16 protein-coding genes are annotated in these 19875 nt (G+C 66.6%); 4 read left to right on the forward strand and 12 right to left on the reverse strand.

Going from position 1 to position 19875, the window contains the following annotated elements:
• Positions 1–22: 22 nt before the first annotated feature.
• A complete protein-coding gene (locus IPI67_31695; protein MBK7584739.1) occupies positions 23–2146 on the reverse strand; it encodes an N-acetylmuramoyl-L-alanine amidase in 2124 nt (707 codons plus the stop codon).
• Positions 2147–2270: 124 nt separating this feature from the next.
• Here IPI67_31695 and IPI67_31700 point away from each other — a divergent pair, with 124 nt between their 5' ends.
• Positions 2271–4241 carry a serine/threonine protein kinase gene (locus IPI67_31700; protein ID MBK7584740.1) on the forward strand — a complete coding sequence of 657 codons (1971 nt, stop codon included), beginning with the start codon at positions 2271–2273 and terminating at the stop codon, positions 4239–4241.
• Between the two features lie 29 nt (positions 4242–4270).
• Here IPI67_31700 and IPI67_31705 read toward each other — a convergent pair whose 3' ends face one another.
• The 6 genes from IPI67_31705 to IPI67_31730 all read right to left on the reverse strand — a co-directional run bounded on the left by IPI67_31705 (position 4271) and on the right by IPI67_31730 (position 11026).
• Entirely contained in the window at positions 4271–6547 is a 2277-nt protein-coding gene (locus tag IPI67_31705; protein ID MBK7584741.1) for a DUF362 domain-containing protein, read from the reverse strand.
• Positions 6429–7214, reverse strand: coding sequence for an SDR family NAD(P)-dependent oxidoreductase (locus IPI67_31710; GenBank protein MBK7584742.1), 786 nt, complete (start codon positions 7212–7214; stop codon positions 6429–6431). The genes IPI67_31705 and IPI67_31710 overlap by 119 nt, the downstream gene beginning before the upstream one ends.
• Positions 7211–7753, reverse strand: a complete 543-nt coding sequence (locus IPI67_31715; GenBank protein MBK7584743.1) for a hypothetical protein — start codon at positions 7751–7753, stop codon at positions 7211–7213. Before IPI67_31715 ends, IPI67_31710 begins: the two co-directional genes overlap by 4 nt.
• Positions 7754–7765: 12 nt before the next feature.
• Entirely contained in the window at positions 7766–8428 is a 663-nt protein-coding gene (locus IPI67_31720; protein ID MBK7584744.1) for a TetR/AcrR family transcriptional regulator, read from the reverse strand.
• Between the two features lie 258 nt (positions 8429–8686).
• Positions 8687–9505, reverse strand: a complete 819-nt coding sequence (locus IPI67_31725; GenBank protein ID MBK7584745.1) for a hypothetical protein — start codon at positions 9503–9505, stop codon at positions 8687–8689.
• 72 nt (positions 9506–9577) lie between these two features.
• Complete coding sequence (locus IPI67_31730) at positions 9578–11026, reverse strand: UDP-N-acetylmuramate:L-alanyl-gamma-D-glutamyl-meso-diaminopimelate ligase (GenBank protein ID MBK7584746.1); 1449 nt, start codon at positions 11024–11026, stop codon at positions 9578–9580.
• Positions 11027–11085: 59 nt separating this feature from the next.
• Between IPI67_31730 and metF the strand changes: the two genes are divergently transcribed.
• Positions 11086–11946: a methylenetetrahydrofolate reductase [NAD(P)H] gene (metF, locus tag IPI67_31735; protein ID MBK7584747.1), complete on the forward strand. Its 861-nt coding sequence runs from the start codon at positions 11086–11088 to the stop codon at positions 11944–11946.
• A gap of 12 nt (positions 11947–11958) precedes the next feature.
• Complete coding sequence (locus tag IPI67_31740) at positions 11959–12171, forward strand: hypothetical protein (GenBank protein ID MBK7584748.1); 213 nt, start codon at positions 11959–11961, stop codon at positions 12169–12171.
• Positions 12172–12231: 60 nt separating this feature from the next.
• On the opposite strand, the gene IPI67_31745 is transcribed toward IPI67_31740, so the two are convergent.
• The 3 genes from IPI67_31745 to IPI67_31755 form a co-directional block, all read right to left on the reverse strand.
• Complete coding sequence (locus tag IPI67_31745; GenBank protein MBK7584749.1) at positions 12232–12678, reverse strand: response regulator; 447 nt, start codon at positions 12676–12678, stop codon at positions 12232–12234.
• Positions 12679–12767: 89 nt separating this feature from the next.
• On the reverse strand, positions 12768–13133 hold the full coding sequence (locus IPI67_31750; protein MBK7584750.1) for a hypothetical protein: 366 nt from the start codon (positions 13131–13133) through the stop codon (positions 12768–12770).
• An 85-nt stretch (positions 13134–13218) separates the two neighbouring features.
• Positions 13219–14550 (reverse strand): L,D-transpeptidase, encoded by a 1332-nt coding sequence (locus IPI67_31755; protein ID MBK7584751.1) that lies wholly within the window; start codon positions 14548–14550, stop codon positions 13219–13221.
• 98 nt (positions 14551–14648) lie between these two features.
• On the opposite strand from IPI67_31755, the gene IPI67_31760 reads away from it, so the two are divergent.
• Entirely contained in the window at positions 14649–16160 is a 1512-nt protein-coding gene (locus IPI67_31760; GenBank protein MBK7584752.1) for an FAD-binding oxidoreductase, read from the forward strand.
• Between the two features lie 101 nt (positions 16161–16261).
• On the opposite strand, the gene typA is transcribed toward IPI67_31760, so the two are convergent.
• Positions 16262–18088, reverse strand: coding sequence for a translational GTPase TypA (gene typA / locus IPI67_31765; protein ID MBK7584753.1), 1827 nt, complete (start codon positions 18086–18088; stop codon positions 16262–16264).
• Positions 18089–18247: 159 nt separating this feature from the next.
• Positions 18248–19792: a class I SAM-dependent methyltransferase gene (locus tag IPI67_31770; protein ID MBK7584754.1), complete on the reverse strand. Its 1545-nt coding sequence runs from the start codon at positions 19790–19792 to the stop codon at positions 18248–18250.
• Positions 19793–19875: the final 83 nt, after the last annotated feature.

Consider the following 19875-nt stretch of genomic DNA (forward strand, 5'->3'; position numbering starts at 1 on the left):
CCGCGTCGAACTCGGAATGTGCTCAGGAACGGCAGCGGCGCCGGGCCAAGGGGAACGCCAGGAGCGCCGCAAAGGCCCATGCACCAGCACCACCGCGGGGCCGGGGCGCCGTGCCGACAGAGCACGAGGCGCTGACGTCGTCGGAGTCGGAGCCGTGGCTGGTGTTCGGCGGGCCATTGCTGCCGACACCGGCGCCACCACCCCACCCCTGCTCGTCCGGGGTCGGCGCCCGGACGGCTGCGCCGGGTTTGGGCATGGGATCGTCGATCAGATCGATCTTGCCGGTGCTGTCCTTCACCATCACGGGTCGCTGCCTCAGCTTGGGTCCCAGGTAGAGCGCCTCGATCTCCGTCGCCGGGACCTTCTTCACGCTCGCGAACGACAGCGCCCATGCCTCCATGGCCGCCGGCCCCGGCACGTGCCGCCGCCAATTGCCATCGACCAGCCACACTTCCGGAGAACCGTCGTCGGCCTGGACCAGCTTCGGGGTCGAGGGCCACGCCGCCTCTTCGGTCAGCGTCTGGATCTGGGCGTCAGAGAGCGGAAGGGCGCTCCAGAACAGGTCGAGCTTCCAGGCCCCGAGACTGGCCGGATCCGTCACGTGTCGGCGCACGCCGTCCGGAATGGTCGCGGTGCACGTCATGCTCTTCGGGCTCCCTCCGAGCTGCGCGTTCGCGCCGCCGGCGCTGTCGATGCCGTAGGCGTGTACGGCGTGGGGTTTGCCGTCGAACAACGAGAGTGGGGGATCGATGTCGAACGCATGCGCGCAGGAGCCGAGCGCGGTGCAGAGATCATCGCGCTTCATGTCGGCAGTGAGCGGGTACCCCTTGGCGCCGGAGCCGGCGGGACCCCCGAAGTAGACATGCACGTCGATGGCCTTGGTCAGCGCATCGGGATCTTGGGCCCAACCTCGTAGCGCCTCACAGCTCACCTCGTCCAGCTGGCCCTTCGGGGGTTTGTTGCAAACGTCACCCTCGTCCACCTTGCCGTTGCAGTTGTCGTCCTTGCCGTTGCACACCTCGGTCTTCGGCACACACTCGCCGTTCACGACCAGGTCCATGTAGTGAGTCCAGTTCCAACCGCTGCCGGGGTCAGTGTGGTCCGAGCAGTCCGGCGCCTCGCCGTGCCCCATGATGTGTTTGCGGTCCTTCGGAATGCCGTACTGATCGCACAACCAGCGCGTCAGCTTCGCCGACGCCTTGTACATCGCTTCGGTGTACCACTTGCCCGGATCCGCGACGAAACCCTCGTGTTCGATGCCGATGGTCTGGCTGTTGAAACACCCGTCGTGCCAGGCGATGTCGGCATCGTCAACCATCTGGGTCACCTGACCGTCGCTCGAGCGCACCACGTAGTGAGCCGACACGTTCGAGGTGGAGTTCTTGAACCACGAGATGGTGCCGGCGTAGCTGCCCTGGGTGGTGTGAATGATGACGTAGTTGATCTGCGCCGCACCCCGCGATGCATTGGTGTAGTTGCCGGAGTAAGCCGGGCTCCAGATCGATCCTGGATAACCGAGGCCTTGCTGCACGGAGCCGAGCTCATCGCCGCCGAGGCCGATGCCCGAGACCTCGACCACGAAACCTTGGTCGTCGTGGCCCTTCCAACCCGATGCGAGCAGCGAGCGAACCTGCTCGAGCAGCGCGATTCCGCCGTATGACTCCACCACCAGAGTCCATGCCCCGAGATCAGCTTTGGCATCGACACCCTGGGCGTGTCCCGACGTTCGGAGCAAGGCAGCGGCGGCAACGATGTTCGCGCGTGCGTCCGTCTTCACGCTCTCGAGGCTCTCACCGGTCAGCAGTGCGGCGGCCTCTGGAGACGTGAGCCCGCCGGTACCGATGGCCATCAGTCCCCACTCCCGCGCCGTGTGCTCGTGGTCGTCGCGGTCCAGCTCACCGGCCGCGAGGTTCATGCTCAGCTGGGTCTGGGCGTAGGCAATGGTGGCCAGGAGCTCAGCCGGCACTCCGGTCTGCCGCTCCGCCCCGCGGAAGTGCTCGAGCAGCGGCGAGTCACCCGAGAGCTCCGCGCGCGCTTTCCGGGGCGCCTCGGAGCTGACGGGTCCACAGCCCCAAACGGCGAGGCACAGAAGGACGAGCGGGAGTTTGAGAGAGGCAGCGGAGCGGGCGAAACAGCAGAGGTCCACACCCCTTCCCTCGCAAACGGCGCACCAGACCCACGCCGCCAGATTTCAGGGATTTACGCGGGTTTCCCGCCAACCCGTGGTTGGCAGCGTCGCTCTCGAGTTGGCATGCGAAGATGCTCCTGAAGTGACCGAGCGGGACGAGCTCCGAGCAACCTTCCAGGTCCGAGCCAGCCAGCTCGGGCTGGCAGATACGGCGTTGGCGAGCTCGATCGACCAGACCCAGCGCCCCGGAGCATCGGAGTCCGGTGAGGTCGCGCGGGCGTGGACACGCCCCAAACCGGATGAGCTCCCGCGCATCTCCCTGTCATTCGCCACCGAGTCCATGCCGCCGTCAAACCCGCAAACGCCGGACCGCGCGGATCTCGAGGTACACGGTGTCATCGGCGAGGGCGGCATGGGAGTCGTGCACGCCGCACGGCAACGCTCCCTCGACCGAGATGTCGCGCTGAAGACGCTGAGGAAGAGTGCGACCGGGGAAGCGTCAGCGGGCGCGTTGCTCCGCGAGGCCGTGATCACCGGTCGGCTCGAACATCCGGGCATCGTGCCGGTGCACGCGCTCGGGCTCGACGACCGCGGCGCACCGGTGCTGGTGATGAAACGTGTCGAGGGCGTCGAGTGGCGCACGTTGCTCGCCGATGCCTCACACCCGGGCTGGGCCAGCCGTCCCGGCGACCGCTTGACTACTCACCTCGAGGTCTTGATGCAGGTGTGTCAGGCAGTGCACTTCGCCCACGACCGCGGCGTGATCCACTGCGACATCAAACCCGAGAACGTGATGCTCGGGAACTACGGCGAGGTCTATCTGGTGGACTGGGGCATCGCGCTGCGGAGCGACGATCCGCGGGCTGCGGAGCGCGCCGGATTGGTGGGCACGCCCGCCTACATGCCACCGGAGCTGGTCTCTGGCGGGCCAATCGGTGTGCACACGGACGTGTACCTGCTCGGCTCGACCCTGCACTACGTGCTCACCGGGCGTTTCCGCCACGACGGCGAAAAATTGCAGGACGCCTTGATGAGTGCGTTCTGCTCCGAGCCACACAGCTACGACGCAACGGTCCCGGAGGAGCTGGCCGCGCTGTGCAATCGCGCAACGAGTCGCAGCGCGGCCGACCGTCCGGCGTCGGCGCCGGCGTTTCGCCAAGCGATCGCCGATTTCCTGCGTCACCAAGCCTCGATCGCGCTGGCCGACGAGGCGCACGAGCGGCTGACGCGCCTGGAGGCACTGCTCCGGGAGAGCGACGACGACGAGGCTCCAGACGACTTGAAACGAGCCTACCAACTGGTGACCGAGTGTCGGTTCGGATTTGCGCAGGCACTCAAGGAGTGGCCGGACAATGTTCCGGCGCGAGCGGGGTTGATGCGAACCGTCGCGGAGGCGGTCGACCTCGAGCTCCGGCAGGGGCACGTGCAGGTGGCCGAGGCACTGCTCACCGAGCTCGGCACCCCGCCCGAGGCGTTGCGAGAGCGTGTTCGCTTGGCGCGGAAAGCGCAGGCGCGTACGCGCGCCGAAGACGAGCGCCTGCGTGCGCTGGCTCACGATCAAGACAGCAGTGTCGCGGGCCACGAGCGCACCCGTGGTCTGGCCGCGCTGTCCGGCGCGGCGGTGGCGATCGCCGTGTTTGCGCTGTCTCAGCCGAACCCCGCCAAGATCAAACCGGAGAGCCTGTTCATATTCAGTGTGGTGGTCGTCGCGGTGATGGTCGCGACTACCGTGCTCTGGCGCAAACGCTTGCTCGCGAACCAGTTCAGCCGACGTCTGACCGGTTTGATGCTGATCAGTGGCGCGGCCATGCTGGCAAGCCGCAGCATCGGGGTCTGGCTGCGCATGCCGGCGCCGCTGATCTTCGCTCAAGAGATGTTGATGTACGCAACGGTGGCGGCGGCCGGAGCGGTATTGGTGCTGCCATGGCTCGGGCCACTGGCGCTCGGCCTGCTCGGCGGCGCCGTCTACTGCCTGGCCGTGCCGAGCGCGTCTCCGGTGGTCTTCTCCCTCGTGGGTGTGTTCATGCCACCGAGTGTGGCGTTTGCGTTGTGGCGACACCGGCTCGACGCAGAGCGCGAGCGCGAAGAGGCGATGCCGGAGAGTACTCTGTAAGCACCGGAGCGAACGAACCCAGCCGCGCGTCAGTCGACGACGAGCACCCCGAACTTGTCGGGCACATGGAAGTTCGGTTTCTTCGTCAACGTCGGACTCCACGCCAGGTACTTACGCTGCCCCGAGCCTTCCATCCGATAGAGCCCGAGCGGCAAACGTGCGCCGGACGAGAGCACACCGATGATCTCCGGAGCGCTGAGCTTGGCTTCGATCACAGCGCGCTGAGCGCTCGCGTCCCGGCTGGTGCCCAGGCCGACGCCGCTGGACCAACCGAGGTTCGCCGCACCGCCGAGCCGCACCTCGAGATCGAAGAAGTGGCCGAACGGTCCCAGCTCCACCTCCAGATAGTGGCGTGGGTTGCTGGCGTCATGTCCGAGAAAGAGCTCGACGCAGTCCTCTTGGTAGAGCTTCTCGCGCTCGATCTGGGTCGAGCGCGTGCGGTCCACGAACAGCCCCGCTCCCTCGAGCTCGAACAAGACGTAGAGGGCGTCCTTCGCCCAGGCGAAGCGCACGCGAGTGACGACGCCGGTCCTGGCGCCGGACCAGTCCGTGTCCCACGAGATGCTCGGCGCGCGTGTCCACACGGGCTCATCGAACTTGCCATCGAGCTTCACACGCTCCGACCCGAGCGCGACGGCGTGGGCTTCACGCTGGCCGGCTGCTGGCGGCGCAGGTGTCGGCGCGGGCAAGCCGGAGCTCGAGGCGGGAGCGCCGGCAGCGGCCGGCGCTGCGCTCGAGGCGGGCGCCGAGGCTCCGAAACGCGGAGCAACCGGCTGCCACGCCGGGCTGTTCGCTGAATGCAGCTCGAAGCCCGCCATCGAGCGGTAGTGGAACGGCCGAGGTTTGCCGAACAGCCCGGCACCACTGCCCTCGAGCTTGGTCTGGGCGAGATCGAGCCCGTAGCGCTTCGCTGCGATGGTGATGAGCGGGGAGGTCTTGTTGCCGAGCAGCTCGCTCCCCAGGCGCGCGTTGTCCCACAGGCCGAGCAACTCTGCGCCGACGCGATCGACACTGACCGGGTTGGTGCCGCCAATGGCGACCTTCTCGTCGGTCGGATGGAGCTGCCAGAAACCATCACCGCCCATGCCGGGTGCGGCCTCCGCCAACACGACGTCGGGCGTGGAGATCTCCAGCACGTCGAGCATGCGCTCGGCGAACGCGGCCAGCGAAGCAACGTAGGCGGCGCGCTCCGCCTTGGCGTCGGTCGGCGGCGGTGGCGATGCATCGGCTTTTGCTGCCGCTCGCGCGGCCTTTTTCGCCTTGAGCTGCTCGTTCAGCTCGCGATGCGAGCGCGCCTTCTGTTTGTAGGCAGGGCGCGCGTCGCTGTACATGACCGTGCCCTGCATGCCCTTGATGGCCATGGACGTGACCGAGTATCGATGCGCCTTCACCTTGGGCAGCGACACGAACAGCCCATGGTCCAGGTGCTCGGCCAGCACCTTGGGCATGAGCAGCGTCGGCACCCGTGACGCGCCAATTCCGGAGATGCCCAGCGGCAGACCAGGTTTGTTCCCTTCGACGTCGAACACCCCGTCGTCGTCCATGGCCACCAAGGCAACCCCCTCTTCCTTGGCCATGCTCTCGTAGCCCGTGATGGCGATCACTCGCTGCCAGTGCTGGTGGGAGATGCCACAGCCTTCGGCAATGGTGATCTTGTCGTGCCCGCGCTTCTTCAGGCAGCGCACCACGCCGCGAGTGAACGCCACGTCCGTCGTGCGACCCACCACCCCGTCGTCGCCCTTGTGTTTGTCCGGATCGACGATGCCATCGAAGCCGCACAGATTCGGCTTGAGCAGGATGGGGGTGCTCTTCGGCCGTTTAGGCATCACCGCCTCGCAGATGGCCTCGCCGAGCGAAAGGGCGTCGCCGCCGCTGAGGACGCTGACCGCGCTGCGATCCGTCTTCAGGCGCTCGACGTGTCGTTTTCGAAGCGCGGCCCCATCGACCGTGGACGCGCCGAGCACACTCGGGCCGGCGTCGTAGGCAGTCTCGGAGGCCGCCGAGACGGTGTCCGTCGCCGCGGATGCGTTCGGGTGTGCGGCGGGCGCCGCGCTCGCGGCGACGCTGGCTGTCTGCGACGGAGCATCCGCAGTGGGCGACGGCTTCTTCTCACACGCGCTGCACGCGCCCCAGATCAGGGCACCGAACAAGAGGCCGCGCAGCTGCACGCGGCCGAGCGTAACCGACTCATGCGACGGGGTCAGGCCCCAACGAGAGCGCCAGGCGCGAAGCCAATCCCACGGCATCGAATCCCACACGATACAGACTCGGGTACACCACTCGCGCTCGCTTCGACTCGACCGCATCGAACACACGACGCGCGAGCGCGAGCGCCTGACCGGTTGGAACGGCCCGCGCGAGGGCCGTATTCCCGAACTGCGCCCGGGCACCCCGCTCGAGCGCGGAGCGAACCGGGCCCGGGTACACCGTCACGACGTGGACACCCTGCGCTCGGAGCTCCGCGTGGGCGATCTCGGAGGCCATGGCCAGACCGGCCTTGGCAGCGCCGTAGATGGCACAACCGCGGATCGGCACACGCCCGGCCATGCTGGTCACGTTGACGACAAACCCGATGCGGCGTTCGAGCAGCGTCGGCACGACAGCGTGAAAGAGCCGGAGCGGGGCCAGCAGATCCACGGTCATGAGCCGCTCCACGTCTTCCCATGCAAACCGATCGAAGCGCCGGACTTCCATGTAACCCGCGCAATTGATCAGGCCGTCGATGGGACCGAGCTCGCGCTCGGCGCGCGCGACGAGCTCGGGAATGGCGTCGAGCTCGGCGAGATCACAGACCTCGACCCGAGCGTTGCTGATGTCGTCTGCGAGCGCCCGCGACGCGGCCTCGCTGCGATCGACCAGCGTGACCCGCGCGTCGGGTCGCCGCGCGACGAGCTCGCGCACCAGGCCTCCACCGATGGCGCCGGAGGTCCCGGTCACCATCACATGCGGCGCCTCGGCGAGGGTTCGGCTCATCGTTTACCCGTGTCGAGGGCGAACCAGAGCAGCGTGCGGGGCCCGTTCGCCGTCTTCCACATGGCAGGGCCCAGATACACGCCCGGCGCGACCTCGCGGATCTCGTCGTGGATGGCGCGGATGTACGGGGGATTCTCGGGTTTGTCGTAGTCGAGCACGATGGCCGGCTGAGCGTCGATTTCGGACTTGGCAAACAGGGTATCGAAGGGAAAGAGGTTCTGCCTTCCCAGCACACCCGGCGCAATGACGCGGTTGATCCCGGTGCCGCGGCGCTCGCTCTCGGCGCTGAACGACTTGCCACCCCAGACGAAGGCCCGAGAGCGCGCAAAGCTCCTGAGCCCACGAGCCAGACGCCCACTGCCGAGCCCGCGCACGGCGAGCATGCGACCCGTGAGCGCGCCGTCGACCGCCGACAGCGATGCCGGCAGGCTGCCGCGCCGATACAGTGTCTCGAGCTCGGCGCAGGACTTTGCCGCTAGGTCGTCCAGCGTCAGACGGGGCCGGCTGTCTCGCGTGTTGGTTTCGACTGTTTGTTGCATGGTCATTCCTCCTCATCGTTTCGTGTGTCTTGGTTGCGGGGTCTTCGCGACCGCATCGTCGAGTCCGGCGCCTGATGCCACCATCGCCCACGCCGCCTCCCCCGCGCGCGCGAGCGTGTCGTTCTCGACCGCGAGGTAGCCGAGGCGCTCGGCCTTCACCACTCCGACGAGCGCACCCCACACCAGCGCCATCAAGGTCGCGGCGGGCAGCGCTGACTTCCGCTTTGACTTTCCGAAGGCTTGCCCGGCGAACCACAGGGGCTCGAGCACGTCGCGCTCGAGCGCGCGGCTCTCGTCGTCGAGGTACGGCACGTGGTCTTGCATCTCGAGAAACTGGAACGTCACCGGATCGGTGCGGGCAAAACGCGCCAGCCTCCGCCAGATCTCCAGGAACGTGCTGCGCGGCCCGCCGTCCAGCTCGAGACCGGCGTAGAGCGCGCCTTGCAAGCGTCGTTTTGCATCGCGAAACACCGCGTTGACGAGGCGCTCCTTGTTTTCGAAGTAGTGATAGATTGTGCCGGTGCCGACGCCGGCTGCCCGCGCGAGCTCCGGGATGGCAACCCCGTGGTACCCCCGCTCAGCGAACAGATGCAGGGCCGCATCCAGGATTTGCCGGGGTTTGTCGCCCTTCGGTGGGCGACCGCGGGCCCGAGCCGGCCTTTCCAGAACGTTCATTCTGTAATAAACAACCACGCGGCGTACCCTCGCGTCAAGCCCGCACGCAACGGGCCTAGAACACTGATCAGCTTGCGCTGCTCGTGTTCTAGGACACTTACGTTGGGGCTGCGCCCCAAACCCCCGGCCTTCGGCCGTGGGCGCTCCGCGCGCGAGCGCCGAACACATTGCAAGTCGCTGAAAACAAACGACGTTCAACCTGTTCGGCGCTCTGTCTAGAGGGGCCTGAGCATCCGGGGCCCAGACGCGCGTCGGGTTTCAGAAGCGCTGCGCCCAGCGGTAGCGCACACCGAGGAATCCGTACGTGCCGGCGTAGAGCCCCAGGGCGTCGGGCCCCGACACGACCACGGTCGTGGTGAACAGCCCCTCGAAATTCTTGGTGAACGAGACCAGCGCCAGCGGCCCAAACCGTGTCGTGTTCTGCGGGCGGCCGGGGGTCACGAGATACTCGACCATCACGCCGAACTTGGCGTCCTGGGACGGCCCCACTCCGTAGACATATCCCAGGCGAGTCCGCATCGCGAAGGGCGGCACCACCGGGACGCGCATGACCTCTTCGAAGACGAGCTTGCCGTCCGGAGCGCTGAACCACATCGGGTGCAGCTCCAGAAACGTCGCACCGTGCAGCACCGGCGCGAGCACCGTCAGCTCCATCTCTGTGACCCCGTAGGTCGAGCGCTGGTCGGAGCCGTTCAGGTCCAGATCGCGCGCGTGGTACCTGTCCTTGCGCGGCAGGTAGCGACGATTGAACGGGTAGTTCCAGCGGTGGCCGATCTGGAAATCCAGGAAGGGGAGGCTCGCGCGCCAACCCGCGTACGCCGCTGCAAAACCGTTGGTCGAGAGCAGATAGCCGTCGAAGCCCGAGAACACCCAGAACGGCGCGCCGTAACCAATCGTGAGCTGAGGCCGGGCGTAGACGAAGCCCGCGTCGCTGGCGCTGGAGGCGTAAAAACTGTACTTCTTGGACTGCCAGGCCGAGTACTTCTGCTCGTCGTGCTCGAGGGGCGTCGCCAGCGCACCGCGCGACGCCATGAGCACCGCGAAGGCGAGCGTCAGCGTCGAGAGGCGGCCGGGCATCCGGCTCCGTTAGTCGCTCGGAGCCGATCGGGCAACCCGAGAGTGTCGGTCGAGCCCCAGTGCCTCCACAGTTCAGCGTGTCAGCGCAGCGAGCAGCCGCGCGTGAATCCCGCCGAACGAGCCGTTCGAGAGCAGCGCCACGATGTCGCCGGCGCTCGTGCGCTCAGTCAGCGCACTCACGATGCTGTCGAGAGACTGATGGGACTCGGCCTTCGGTCCGCGACTCGTGATTTCCTCCGCCAGACGCGCAGTGTCGAGGCGTTCGTCCGGTGACAGGTTGTCCCGACCCAGAGGCGCGAAGTGCACCTCGTGAGCGACGTCGAAACACTTCACGTACTCGGCTTGGTGCAAGTTGCGGCATGCGGTGGCGCTGCGCGGCTCGAACACCACGAACAGGCGCCCGGTCGTGTGTCTCTGTTTGAGCGCCGCCAGTGTTTCGCGCACCGCGGTGGGGTGGTGAGCAAAGTCGTCGTATACGAACACGCCACCCGGCTCGCCCAGAAGGTCTTGCCGGCGACGCACGCCCGCGAAGTTGGCCAGGGCGCGCGACAACTCTGGCAACTTGGCACCGTAACCCTGCGCCGCAGCAGCCAGGGCAGCCAGCGCGTTCTTCAGGTTGTGGCGACCGGGAACACGCAGCGCAAAACGCCCGGCGGCGACGCCACCAGCAAACAGGTCGAAGCTGGTGCCTTCGGCCGTCATTTGTGCCGGTGCGGCCAACCAGTGGGGCGAGACGCCGTGCGTGTCTTCCCCCTCCAGCGCGTACCAGGCAACGGGTGCGCGCGCCGACTCACGCACCACTTCGACCACCAGCGGGTCGGAACAGCAGGCGACGACGAGCCCTGACTCGGGCACGTTCTTCACGAACTTCTGGAACGCATCCAGGTACGAGGCGAGCGTCGGATAAATGTCGATGTGATCGTGCTCGATGCTGGTGACGATCGCGACCTCGGCCTGGTAGTGGAGAAACTTCGCCGTCTTCTCGAAGAACGCAGTGTCGTACTCGTCGCCCTCGATCACGAATGGCACCTTGCGAAGCGCGCCCGCCGTCGGCAGCGTGCTGCGGGCGGGCGCGGCCCGGAAGCTCTGGGGGAAGTTCTTGGGCAGCCCACCGATCAGAAATCCCGGTGCCCGCCCGACTCCATCGAGCAGACACGCGGCCATGGCGCTGGTCGTGGTCTTGCCGTGGGTGCCCCCAACCACGAGCGGCGAGGTCTTGGCGAGCACGAACTCTTGCAAAGCCCCGGCGATGTGGGTGTAGCGCAGGCCATCCCGCATCGCCGCCACGGCCTCCGGGTTCTCGCGGCGGCAGACGTTGCCGATCACCACCAGGTCGGGGCGGGGTATCAGGTTCTTTTCGTCAAAGCCGGCCAGCTTGCGCACACCCCAAGCATCGAGGGCTGGGCCCATTGGTGGATCGAAGGCGACGTCGCTCCCGGAGACGTCGTGCCCCAGCTCTCGGAGCAAACCCGCCAAGGCGCCCATGCCCGTCCCGGCCACAGCGACTACGTGAATCAGCATGTCTCGTCTGGCTCCCTGGTACTCGGGTCTCCGGCCTGCTAGACCGGCAGCTTCGCCGTATGAAGATCATCGAGAAGCTGGCGTCAAAAAAGCCGTCGTTCTCGTTCGAGTTCTTCCCTCCAAAGGGCGAGGAGGGCAAGGAACTCCTGTTCGAGACCGTGGCGCACTTGGCGCCCTACGCCCCCAATTTCGTCTCGGTCACCTACGGGGCCGGAGGTGGAACGCGCCGCCTGACCGTAGAGCTGACGCTGCGCATCGAGCGGGAGACGGGCATCGAGTGCATGGCACATCTCACCTGCGTCGGCGCAACGCAGGACGAGGTTCGCGGTGTGCTCGATCAGCTGCGGGCTGGCGGGGTGGAGAACGTGCTCGCGCTGCGCGGCGATCCGCCGCAGGGGCAGAAGGACTTCGTGGTCACGGAGGGCGGCTTCGCCCACGCATCGGAGCTCGTCGAATTCATCCGACGTGACTACGATTTCTGTCTGGCTGGGGCTTGCTACCCGGAGAAACATCCGGAGGCGCCGAGCCCGGAGCTCGATCTCGAGAACCTCAAGAAGAAGGTCGATGCTGGCGCAGAGTTCCTGGTGACCCAGCTCTTTTTCGACGCGCGCGACTACTTTGCGTTCGTCGAGCGCGCTCGCGCCATCGGCGTGACGGTGCCAATCTTGGCCGGCATCATGCCGATCACCAACGTCAATCAGGTGAAGCGCTTCACGGCCATGTGCGGGGCGCACATTCCGGACAGCTTGATGACCCGCCTGGAGGCCGTTCATGCCGACGCCCAGGCGGTGCGGCGCGTCGGCGTCGAGCATGCCATCTCCGAGTGCCGGGCTCTGCTCGACGGAGGCGCTCCCGGCATTCATTTCTACACGCTGAACCGCTCGACGGCGACGGTCGAAATCCTGGACGCTCTCAGGTAAGCTCGCGCGACCATGCTGTGGGACGAGCTGGACGACGGATCGAAGGCGCTGGTGTTCGAGACACTGACGCGGGAGGCAGATCGCCTCGAGCGGGACGCCGTGAACATGCAGCAAGCTGCTCACCAGCTCGGACGCCCCTCCCTCGTCGAGCGGCATGAGCTCAGAGCCAACGCATTTCGCGCGGCCATCGAAGCCCTCGGCGGACCCAGCCTCGACGACGCTTGAGCGACCCGCCGGGCACGACGCGGGATTGAGCCCAGGCTCCGACCCGGTCGTTGACCAGGCTCAGCCCTCGCGGCGCAGCTTCGGAGCGCGGGTGTCCACCAACAGCTCCCGTGCCAAGCCGCACAGCTCGTCGGGCGAGAAGGGCTTGCCCAGGAAGCGTGTCCGCGCGTGGAGTCCCAGCTCACCACGCTCAACTTCGTCCGCCTGACCAGAGATGAAGATGATCGGCGCCTGAGGGCTGCGAGCCCTGAGCGCGGCAGCGACCTCGGGGCCCGAGCGCCTGGGCATCCTGATGTCGGTCACCAGGAGGGCGCACTCGAGGCCGCTCTCGATGGAGCCGATTGCTGCCTCTGAGGTCCGAGGAGCAACGACCTCGAAGCCTGCCTCCGCAAAACCCGCTGCCCAGTAGCGGAGCGGCGGATCGGGATCCCGACGGTAGAGCGCCGTCAAGAGCCAGACCGCAAGCAACGAGGTCAGGATCTCGCCGAGCGCGACGGGCGCCAACATGGGGTGAGGCGAGCATACGCCGATGCAGGCGCGCCGCCCACGGGGCGCTGATGCCAGCGAGGATTCCGCGGATGACCGTCACCCGCGCTTCATTTGCAGTACGAAGCGCGCGCGCCGGCTTCAGCCTTGATCTTCGCCGCCAGAGCGGTTGACGCCGTATCGGCGGTGTAAGCGTAAGCGGCGTGGGGGTCGAACACCTTGGCCGGTTCGTTCACCGATAGCTTGGCGTCGTTCAGGGGCAGGTCACCCACGCTCTTGGTGTATCCCGCGCCGTTCGTGTCCCAGTCGGTGACCAGGCCGAGCTTGGAGACCTGCCAGTCGCTGTCGCCGCAGGGGTTCGGGTCGGGACAGGGCGGTAGGCAGATGGTGCCGGGGCGGGCCTCGTAGATGTTCGCCTCGCTGTAGAACTGTGCTCCCGCCAGGCTGCCCGCGCCCTCAAATCTGAGTCCGGGCATCCCGCAGCGGATCAGCCACGACTCCTATCGGATCATCCATGATCCAGCCGCCGCGGGTCGTGAGCCTCACCCGCTTCGCGCAGCGTTACTTGCGAACGACGACGAACACTTTCTTTTCGCCGGGCTGCGATACTCCGTGCCAGCCGTCGGGCACGGTCGGGTCGACCCACTGCCAGACTCGGAGGGCATCGTTCGGCGAGAGCTGGATCTGCCCCTGCCCGTTCTCGATGCCGAACCGATCGTGCCAGAGCGCGCCGACCAACATCTGCCCGCTGGAGAGCTCGACGGCCCAGGGGGCATCGTGCACCTCGAACAGCTCCTCGATGCCCTTGGGGTTGAACTTCGAGGCCGTGATGTGTTTTCCGACGACATTGAAGGTTCCCTGGGCAGTCGAGGCCGAGGCCTTGGGGTCCCCCAGGCGATCACGACCCGTCGAAATCAGCGTCACGAACACCGGCTTTTTGCCCTCGTAGAGCACCATGGTGTTGGTGATGACGCTGACGTCGATCCATTTTTGATCCCCCTCGGCGAAGTCCGGCCAGGTGTTGCGCCGCCGCACCACGAGCACATCGCGGTGCCGGGCGTAGGTGCCGTCCGCCATGTTCCAGTACTTGAGCGGCCCCACCGTGCGGTACTTCCCCGTCAGGTTCAGGATCTGGTGGTACTCGAGCGGCGCAACCTTGTCCGCCTCACCCTTCTCGACCTGCCACGCTTTCACCCCACGTCGGACCACAAAGCCCACGGGCAGCTCCGTCTTGTCGTTGAGCTCCACGCCCTTGAAGTCACTGCCCGCGATCGGCTCGAGGTCACTCGCCCTGACGAACTGGCCGCTCGGCGTGAGCGCGAGGCGTTGCATCTTGCCCTCGGGATCCATGGCGTTCCACGAGCCTACGACGGCGATGACACTGCGACGACGGAGCTTGCCGACTTCTTTGACGGCGTTCTCCTTGCCTGTGTCGCGTTCGAAGAACGGGCCTTCGCTCTTCATGCGGCCGTAAACGAACGGCGCCGGCTGATCGACCTTCGGCGCCTGGGCCATCGCCGCCAACGTCGGATGTTTCAGATCGAGGCTCGCGGTCTCGCCGACACACACGAACCCGCTGGTGCGGATCGGGTACCAGCCCCCGGGGCAACCATCGGTGCTGAAGGGTTTCTCGGCCCGGGTGACCAGGGCGCCGGCGTGCAGGTAACCAATCTGCTTGCCGGTCGTCGCGGGGCGGTCCATCACCGGAGTCACCTCGGCAATGGCGCCCAACTTCGGCCCGTTTTCGGGCGGCGCCGGCACGTTCGGGATCTCGACCTCTTCAGACTTGGCGAGGGAGGGCAGATCGTCTTTTCGCTTCTTCGAGCAGGCGACGACGGTGGTGAAACCGAGGAGCAAAACCACTCCCACTCCGAGGCGGACGTTTCCGAGCATGCAGCGAGCCATGACCCGGGAGGTGGCATGGTCCTGGCAAATCGGCCCAATTTTTGGTCGTTGCTGACCGGGACCTGCTGCCGTACATCATGCGGGCCATGGCCCACGACGAACGCGGCGTCGCCGAGGCTTGCGCCGCGTTTTCCGCGGTCATTGGCCCCGAGCACGTGGTCACCGACCCGAAGCTGCTCGCGCGGCTGGCGACCGCCACGTTCTCGACCGAGGCGCGCGTGCTGGCCTGGCTGCGCCCCGGCAACGCCGAAGAGGTGCGCGGCGTACTGAGGGTGTCGAGCGCACGAGCCATGCCCCTCTACGTCGTCAGCGGCGGGAAGAACTGGGGGCTTGGTTCGCGAGTTCCCCCTCGGGACGCGGTCCTGCTCGACCTCGGTCGACTGAACCAGATCATCGCCTTCGATGAGGAGCTGGCGACGGTGACCGTCGAGCCCGGAGTGACCTTCCGACAGCTCTACGATTTTCTGCGGGAGCGAGGCTCTCGGACCTTCGCCTCGACGACCGGCGGCAGCCCCGAGGGAAGCGTGCTCGCCAACGCCCTCGAGCGCGGAGATGGCAGCGGCCCGAACGGCGATCGAGCGTCATCGGTCGCGGCGCTCGAGGTCATGCTGTCCACGGGTGAGGTAGTACACACGGGTTTCGAGCGCTTTGCCGGCGCACGAACCGCCGCGCTGCACCGCTTCGGCGTCGGTCCCGCGCTCGACGGACTGTTCACCCAGTCGAACCTCGGGGTCGTGACACGGGGGACCGTCTGGCTCTCCCCGCTGCCGCGTTACCTGGCGGCGATACGCTTCTCGATCCGGAGCGACGCTCGACTCGGTCCGCTCGTCGACGGCCTGCGTCGGCTGCGCCTCGACGGCACGCTCACCTCCGCGGTCGGCATCTGGAACGACTACCGGGTGTTGTCCGTATCGGAGCAGTATCCGTGGCAACGCATGCAGGGCGTGACCCCGCTCTCACGGGAGGTGCTGGACGAAAAACGGCGCGCCTTCGACGGCAGTCGCTGGATGGGCCTGGCGTCGATCTACGCGCCCAGCGTGATGCAAGGCGAGGCAGCGGTGCGCCACGTCGAGAGCGAGCTCGGGGCCCTCGTCGAAGCGCTCAGCGTCGAGGCAGAGAGCGGCGAGCCGACCAGCGGCAACGAGCTCTTCCCCGTCACGGATCCGGGTTTTGCTTTTTTGCAGGGCGTGCCCCACGAACAGAGCCTGCGCAGCATGTACTATCGCAAACGCGCGCCCGCGCCGGTCGAGCTCGATCCGGATCAGGATCGCGTCGGTGTGCTCTGGCTGTGTCCGCTGCTGCCCCTGCGGGGCGCCGACGTCGTCACGGCGACGGAGCTCGTGGAGCGGCGCATGCTCGAATGCGGCTTCGAACCGCTGCTGGCGCTGGTGTCCTCGACCCCGCGCACCCTGCAGCTCTTGCCCATGATCGTCTACGACCGCGACCAGGTGGGTGCGGACGCACGGGCACTCGAGTGCCACGACGAGCTGCTCGCCGAGCTCGTGGCGCTGGGATACCTCCCGCATCGGCTGGCCCTGCCGGCTCAAGATTCGCTACCTGCCCGAGAGACGACCACGGAGCGGTGCTCGAGCGACTGAAGCGCACCCTCGACCCGAGCGACGTGCTTGCGCCGGGCCGCTACGACTTTCGCTCGACCTGGCCGAAACGCTGACACGTCTCCCGCGGGCCGGGCCGAGCTTCAGTTCACGCGTTCGTCGTCGCGCCGCGGGCGGCGGTTGATGTCCATGATGCGCTTGCGCACGCGCACGGCGTCCGGCGTGACCTCGATCAGCTCGTCTTTATCGATGAAGTCCATCGCCGTGTCGATCGAAGGCATGTGAGGCGGTGACAAGATGATGTTTTCGTCGCGGCCCGCGGCGCGAATGTTGGTGAGCTTCTTCTCCCGCGTGACGTTGACGTCCAGATCGTTCGCGCGGTTGTGCTCGCCGATGACCATGCCCTCGTAGACCTCGGTGCCGGGTTCGATGAAGAGCACGCCGCGCGGCTGCAGATGAAATAGCGCGTAGGGTGTGGCCGTGCCCGCACGGTCGGAGACGATGGCTCCGTTCACGCGCCGAAGCATGGGGCCGCGATAAGGCTCCCAACCTTCGAACAAGGTGTTGAGCAGGCCCATGCCGCGAGTCTCGGTGAGAAAGGAGGAGCGAAACCCGATCAGCCCGCGCGACGGCACGATGTACTCCATGCGCGCGCGTCCGAACCCGAGGTTCGACATCTTCACCATCTGGCCCTTGCGTTCACCCAGGCGGGTGGTCACCGCGCCCACGAATTGCTCCGGCACGTCGACGACGACCCGCTCGACGGGTTCCATCTTCTGGCCGTCGATCTCGCGCACCACCACCTCGGGCATGCCGAGGGCGAACTCGTAACCCTCACGCCGCATGGTCTCGGCCAAGATGGCCAACATCAGCTCACCACGGCCATAAACCAGGAAGGTATCGGGTTCGGGGGTGTCCTCGAAGCGCAGCGCCAGGTTGCGCTTCGATTCCTTGATCAGGCGCTCGCGCACATGGCGCGACGTGACCCATTTCCCGGTGCGGCCGGCGAACGGTGAAGCGTTGACCAAGAACCCCATCTTGATCGTGGGCTCCTCGACCGAGATGCGCGGCAGCGGGTTCGGGTGCTCTGGATCGGCGACCGTGTCACCGATCTGCACCTCGTCCATGCCCGCGATGGCCACGATGTCGCCGGCTGCAGCCTGCGTTGCCCGCACGCGCTTGGTGCCCTCGAAGGTGAACAGGCTCGAGAGGCGCGAGCGCGTCTGCCCGGTCTCCTGCAAGAGCACGACGTCCTGATTCACCTCGACCGCGCCCTGCCACAAGCGCCCGATCGCCAGGCGCCCGACGTAGTCGTCGTGCTCGATGTTGTGCACCAGGAGCTGCAACGGGAGCTTGGGATCCCCCGTGGGTCCGGGGACCTTGCCCAGGAGCACCTCGAACAGCGGGCCCAGATCCTTGCCTTCGTCCTCGAGCTCGTGTTTGGCGATACCCAGCTTGCCGATGGCGTAGAGCGTGGGGAAGTTCGCCTGAGCGTCACTGGCCTCGAGCTCACAGAACAGATCGAAGATCTCGTTCAGCACCTCGTCTGGTCGGGCGTCCTGGCGGTCGATCTTGTTGATGATGACCACCACCGGGAGCGCGAGCTCCAGCGCCTTCTTCAGCACGAAGCGGGTCTGCGGCAGCGGCCCCTCGGCGGCATCGACCAGCAAGATGGCGCCGTCCGCCATCTTGAGCGTGCGCTCGACCTCTCCACCGAAGTCGGCGTGGCCGGGCGTGTCGATGATGTTGATCAGCACGTCCTTGATGCGAACGCTGGCGTGTTTCGCCAGGATGGTGATGCCGCGCTCTCGCTCGAGGTCGTTCGAGTCCATGATGCGCTCGGCCACCACCTCGTTCTGCCGAAAGACTCCGGTTTGGCGGAGCATGGCGTCGACGAGCGTGGTTTTGCCGTGATCGACGTGCGCAATGATGGCGATGTTGCGCACGTCCGGGCGAGTCGGAGAGGTCATGTTTGGGCGCGGGACTAGCCCAGCGCGCGCGCTGGCAAAAGAGCAAAGTCCCAGCGGGCGACCTTCCGGTCACGGCGCAGCCGCCGCCGCGTGGGTGCCGCGAGCGCCGAGATCGACGAACGGGCGCGGTTTCGTGCCGGAGATCGCGACGCTTGGCGCTCAGACCAGACCGAGTCGCAGAAAGACGGGCAGCCGCTCGGCCTCGAACTCTTCCACGATTTTCCCGAGCTCGACGCGGTTCTCGTCCTCCGGTTCGATGCGCTTGCCGTCCTTTTGCACGCGCTGCCCTTGCGACGAGAGGATCTGCCAGCTCTGCTCGACCCACTCGGCGCGGGACTGCTTGCCCTGGCATCGGGCGAGCAAGAACAGCTGATCGAGCCGACCTACCGGGATACCACTGCCACTCACGGGGGACGCCAAGAAATTGATGTCGGCGTTGGTCCGGGCTCGGTCCAAGAGGTGGAGGTTCAGGGCGGCTGCCCGCGGTCGCGCCCACTCGATGTCAGCGTCGTCCTGCGCCAGATGCACGGCGTTCTTGGCAATCATCAAGGTCAGCGCCTGAACGGCTTGCGCCAAGCTCACGCCGCGAGGAAGAACCAGCTCCTCCACCTCGTGCAGGGTCTTGATGCGCGCACCTTCGGCGTTTAGCGCGTCGAGCACCGGCGCGTAGATCGACTCCTGAAGCTTGGCGGTGCCGAGAGAACCTTTGATCTCGAAGGTGAAGCGCTTCGGGTCGATGCCGAGCACGAAGCGAAACTTTCGCATGCGCTCGGTCTGAACCAGAGACGGAAGACTGCGCGGGCCGCGCAGGAAATAGTCCCGGCGAAACTGAGCGTTTTCCAAGAAATCTCGCGCGGTCTCCCGCAGCACCAGGTCGGCGATTCCGGCGACGATCGCCTGCCCCTCTGCGGACAGATGCAGACCGTTGAACTGCTCGGTCAGGGTCGCCGTTGCGCCGAACGTGAGCTTGCCTGGCCCGAGCTCCTCCACCAGCTGAGCAAACGGCATCGGGTGCCACTCCGCGTTCGACAGCTCATGCACCACGTACTTGCGGTTGCGGTCCCGCATCTTCTTCAGCCGTTCGATGGCCGTGGGATTCTGCTTGAAGTACAGCGAGCCGGACTCCGCGAGCTTTTCCGCGAAGTCGAGGGCCGCGTCGAGCCGAGCCACGATGCCGTCGCCCTCGTTGCCGGCGCGTGCTGCGTGGATCTGCAACAGGTCGCGGACCGGCACCAGCGGTGTCCAGCCCGGAGCGACGTTGTACGAGACGTAGAACACTCCACCGGGCTTGAGCTTCCGCCGCGCAATGTCGACGATCACCCGGCGGTTCTCGGGTGAGACCCAAGACCAGATGCCGTGGAGTGCGATCACGTCGAACTCGGGGAGGTCACTTCGCTCGGCGAGCTCGGTGAAGCTGACGTCGAACGCCTTGGCGTCGGCTCCGGAAGCAGCGATCAAGTCTTGCGCACCGGCGGCCTGACCCGGATTGAAGTCCGTGCCCCAGAACTCCCCCGGGCAGACCGCGGCGTGAATCGCGAAGGGTACCCCGTGACCAAAACCGAGCTCGAGGTAGGTCGGCCGGCTGATGTCGCGCGACTGAACGCCGCGGCTCGTCAGGGCGAAGCGCGTGCGCAGCGGGTTCAGCTCTGGAAAATAGCCGACCGTGTAGTCGATCTCGGCGATGTACCCTTCCGTCCAGTTCATGTGCGGGCCCCGAGCGTTGATACCACGAACGAGGTATGCACTGACCGTTACGCCCCGGGTGTGAACCCGGCGAGCCGACCTCG

The sequence above is a fragment of the Myxococcales bacterium genome (genome assembly GCA_016706225.1).
Lineage (GTDB): Bacteria > Myxococcota_A > Polyangia > Polyangiales > Polyangiaceae > JADJKB01.

What these genes read in the sequence shown, in the direction of transcription:
- IPI67_31705 (MBK7584741.1), bottom strand. Translation starts at nt 6,547, where the DNA reads ATGCGGTCGAGTCGAAGCGAGCGCGAGTGGTGTACCCGAGTCTGTATC.
- IPI67_31710 (MBK7584742.1), bottom strand. Translation starts at nt 7,214, where the DNA reads ATGAGCCGAACCCTCGCCGAGGCGCCGCATGTGATGGTGACCGGGACC.
- IPI67_31715 (MBK7584743.1), bottom strand. Translation starts at nt 7,753, where the DNA reads ATGCAACAAACAGTCGAAACCAACACGCGAGACAGCCGGCCCCGTCTG.
- IPI67_31720 (MBK7584744.1), bottom strand. Translation starts at nt 8,428, where the DNA reads ATGAACGTTCTGGAAAGGCCGGCTCGGGCCCGCGGTCGCCCACCGAAG.
- IPI67_31725 (MBK7584745.1), bottom strand. Translation starts at nt 9,505, where the DNA reads ATGCCCGGCCGCCTCTCGACGCTGACGCTCGCCTTCGCGGTGCTCATG.
- IPI67_31730 (MBK7584746.1), bottom strand. Translation starts at nt 11,026, where the DNA reads ATGCTGATTCACGTAGTCGCTGTGGCCGGGACGGGCATGGGCGCCTTG.
- metF (MBK7584747.1), top strand. Translation starts at nt 11,086, where the DNA reads ATGAAGATCATCGAGAAGCTGGCGTCAAAAAAGCCGTCGTTCTCGTTC.
- IPI67_31740 (MBK7584748.1), top strand. Translation starts at nt 11,959, where the DNA reads ATGCTGTGGGACGAGCTGGACGACGGATCGAAGGCGCTGGTGTTCGAG.
- IPI67_31745 (MBK7584749.1), bottom strand. Translation starts at nt 12,678, where the DNA reads ATGTTGGCGCCCGTCGCGCTCGGCGAGATCCTGACCTCGTTGCTTGCG.
- IPI67_31750 (MBK7584750.1), bottom strand. Translation starts at nt 13,133, where the DNA reads ATGCCCGGACTCAGATTTGAGGGCGCGGGCAGCCTGGCGGGAGCACAG.
- IPI67_31755 (MBK7584751.1), bottom strand. Translation starts at nt 14,550, where the DNA reads ATGCTCGGAAACGTCCGCCTCGGAGTGGGAGTGGTTTTGCTCCTCGGT.
- IPI67_31760 (MBK7584752.1), top strand. Translation starts at nt 14,649, where the DNA reads ATGGCCCACGACGAACGCGGCGTCGCCGAGGCTTGCGCCGCGTTTTCC.
- typA (MBK7584753.1), bottom strand. Translation starts at nt 18,088, where the DNA reads ATGACCTCTCCGACTCGCCCGGACGTGCGCAACATCGCCATCATTGCG.
- IPI67_31770 (MBK7584754.1), bottom strand. Translation starts at nt 19,792, where the DNA reads ATGAACTGGACGGAAGGGTACATCGCCGAGATCGACTACACGGTCGGC.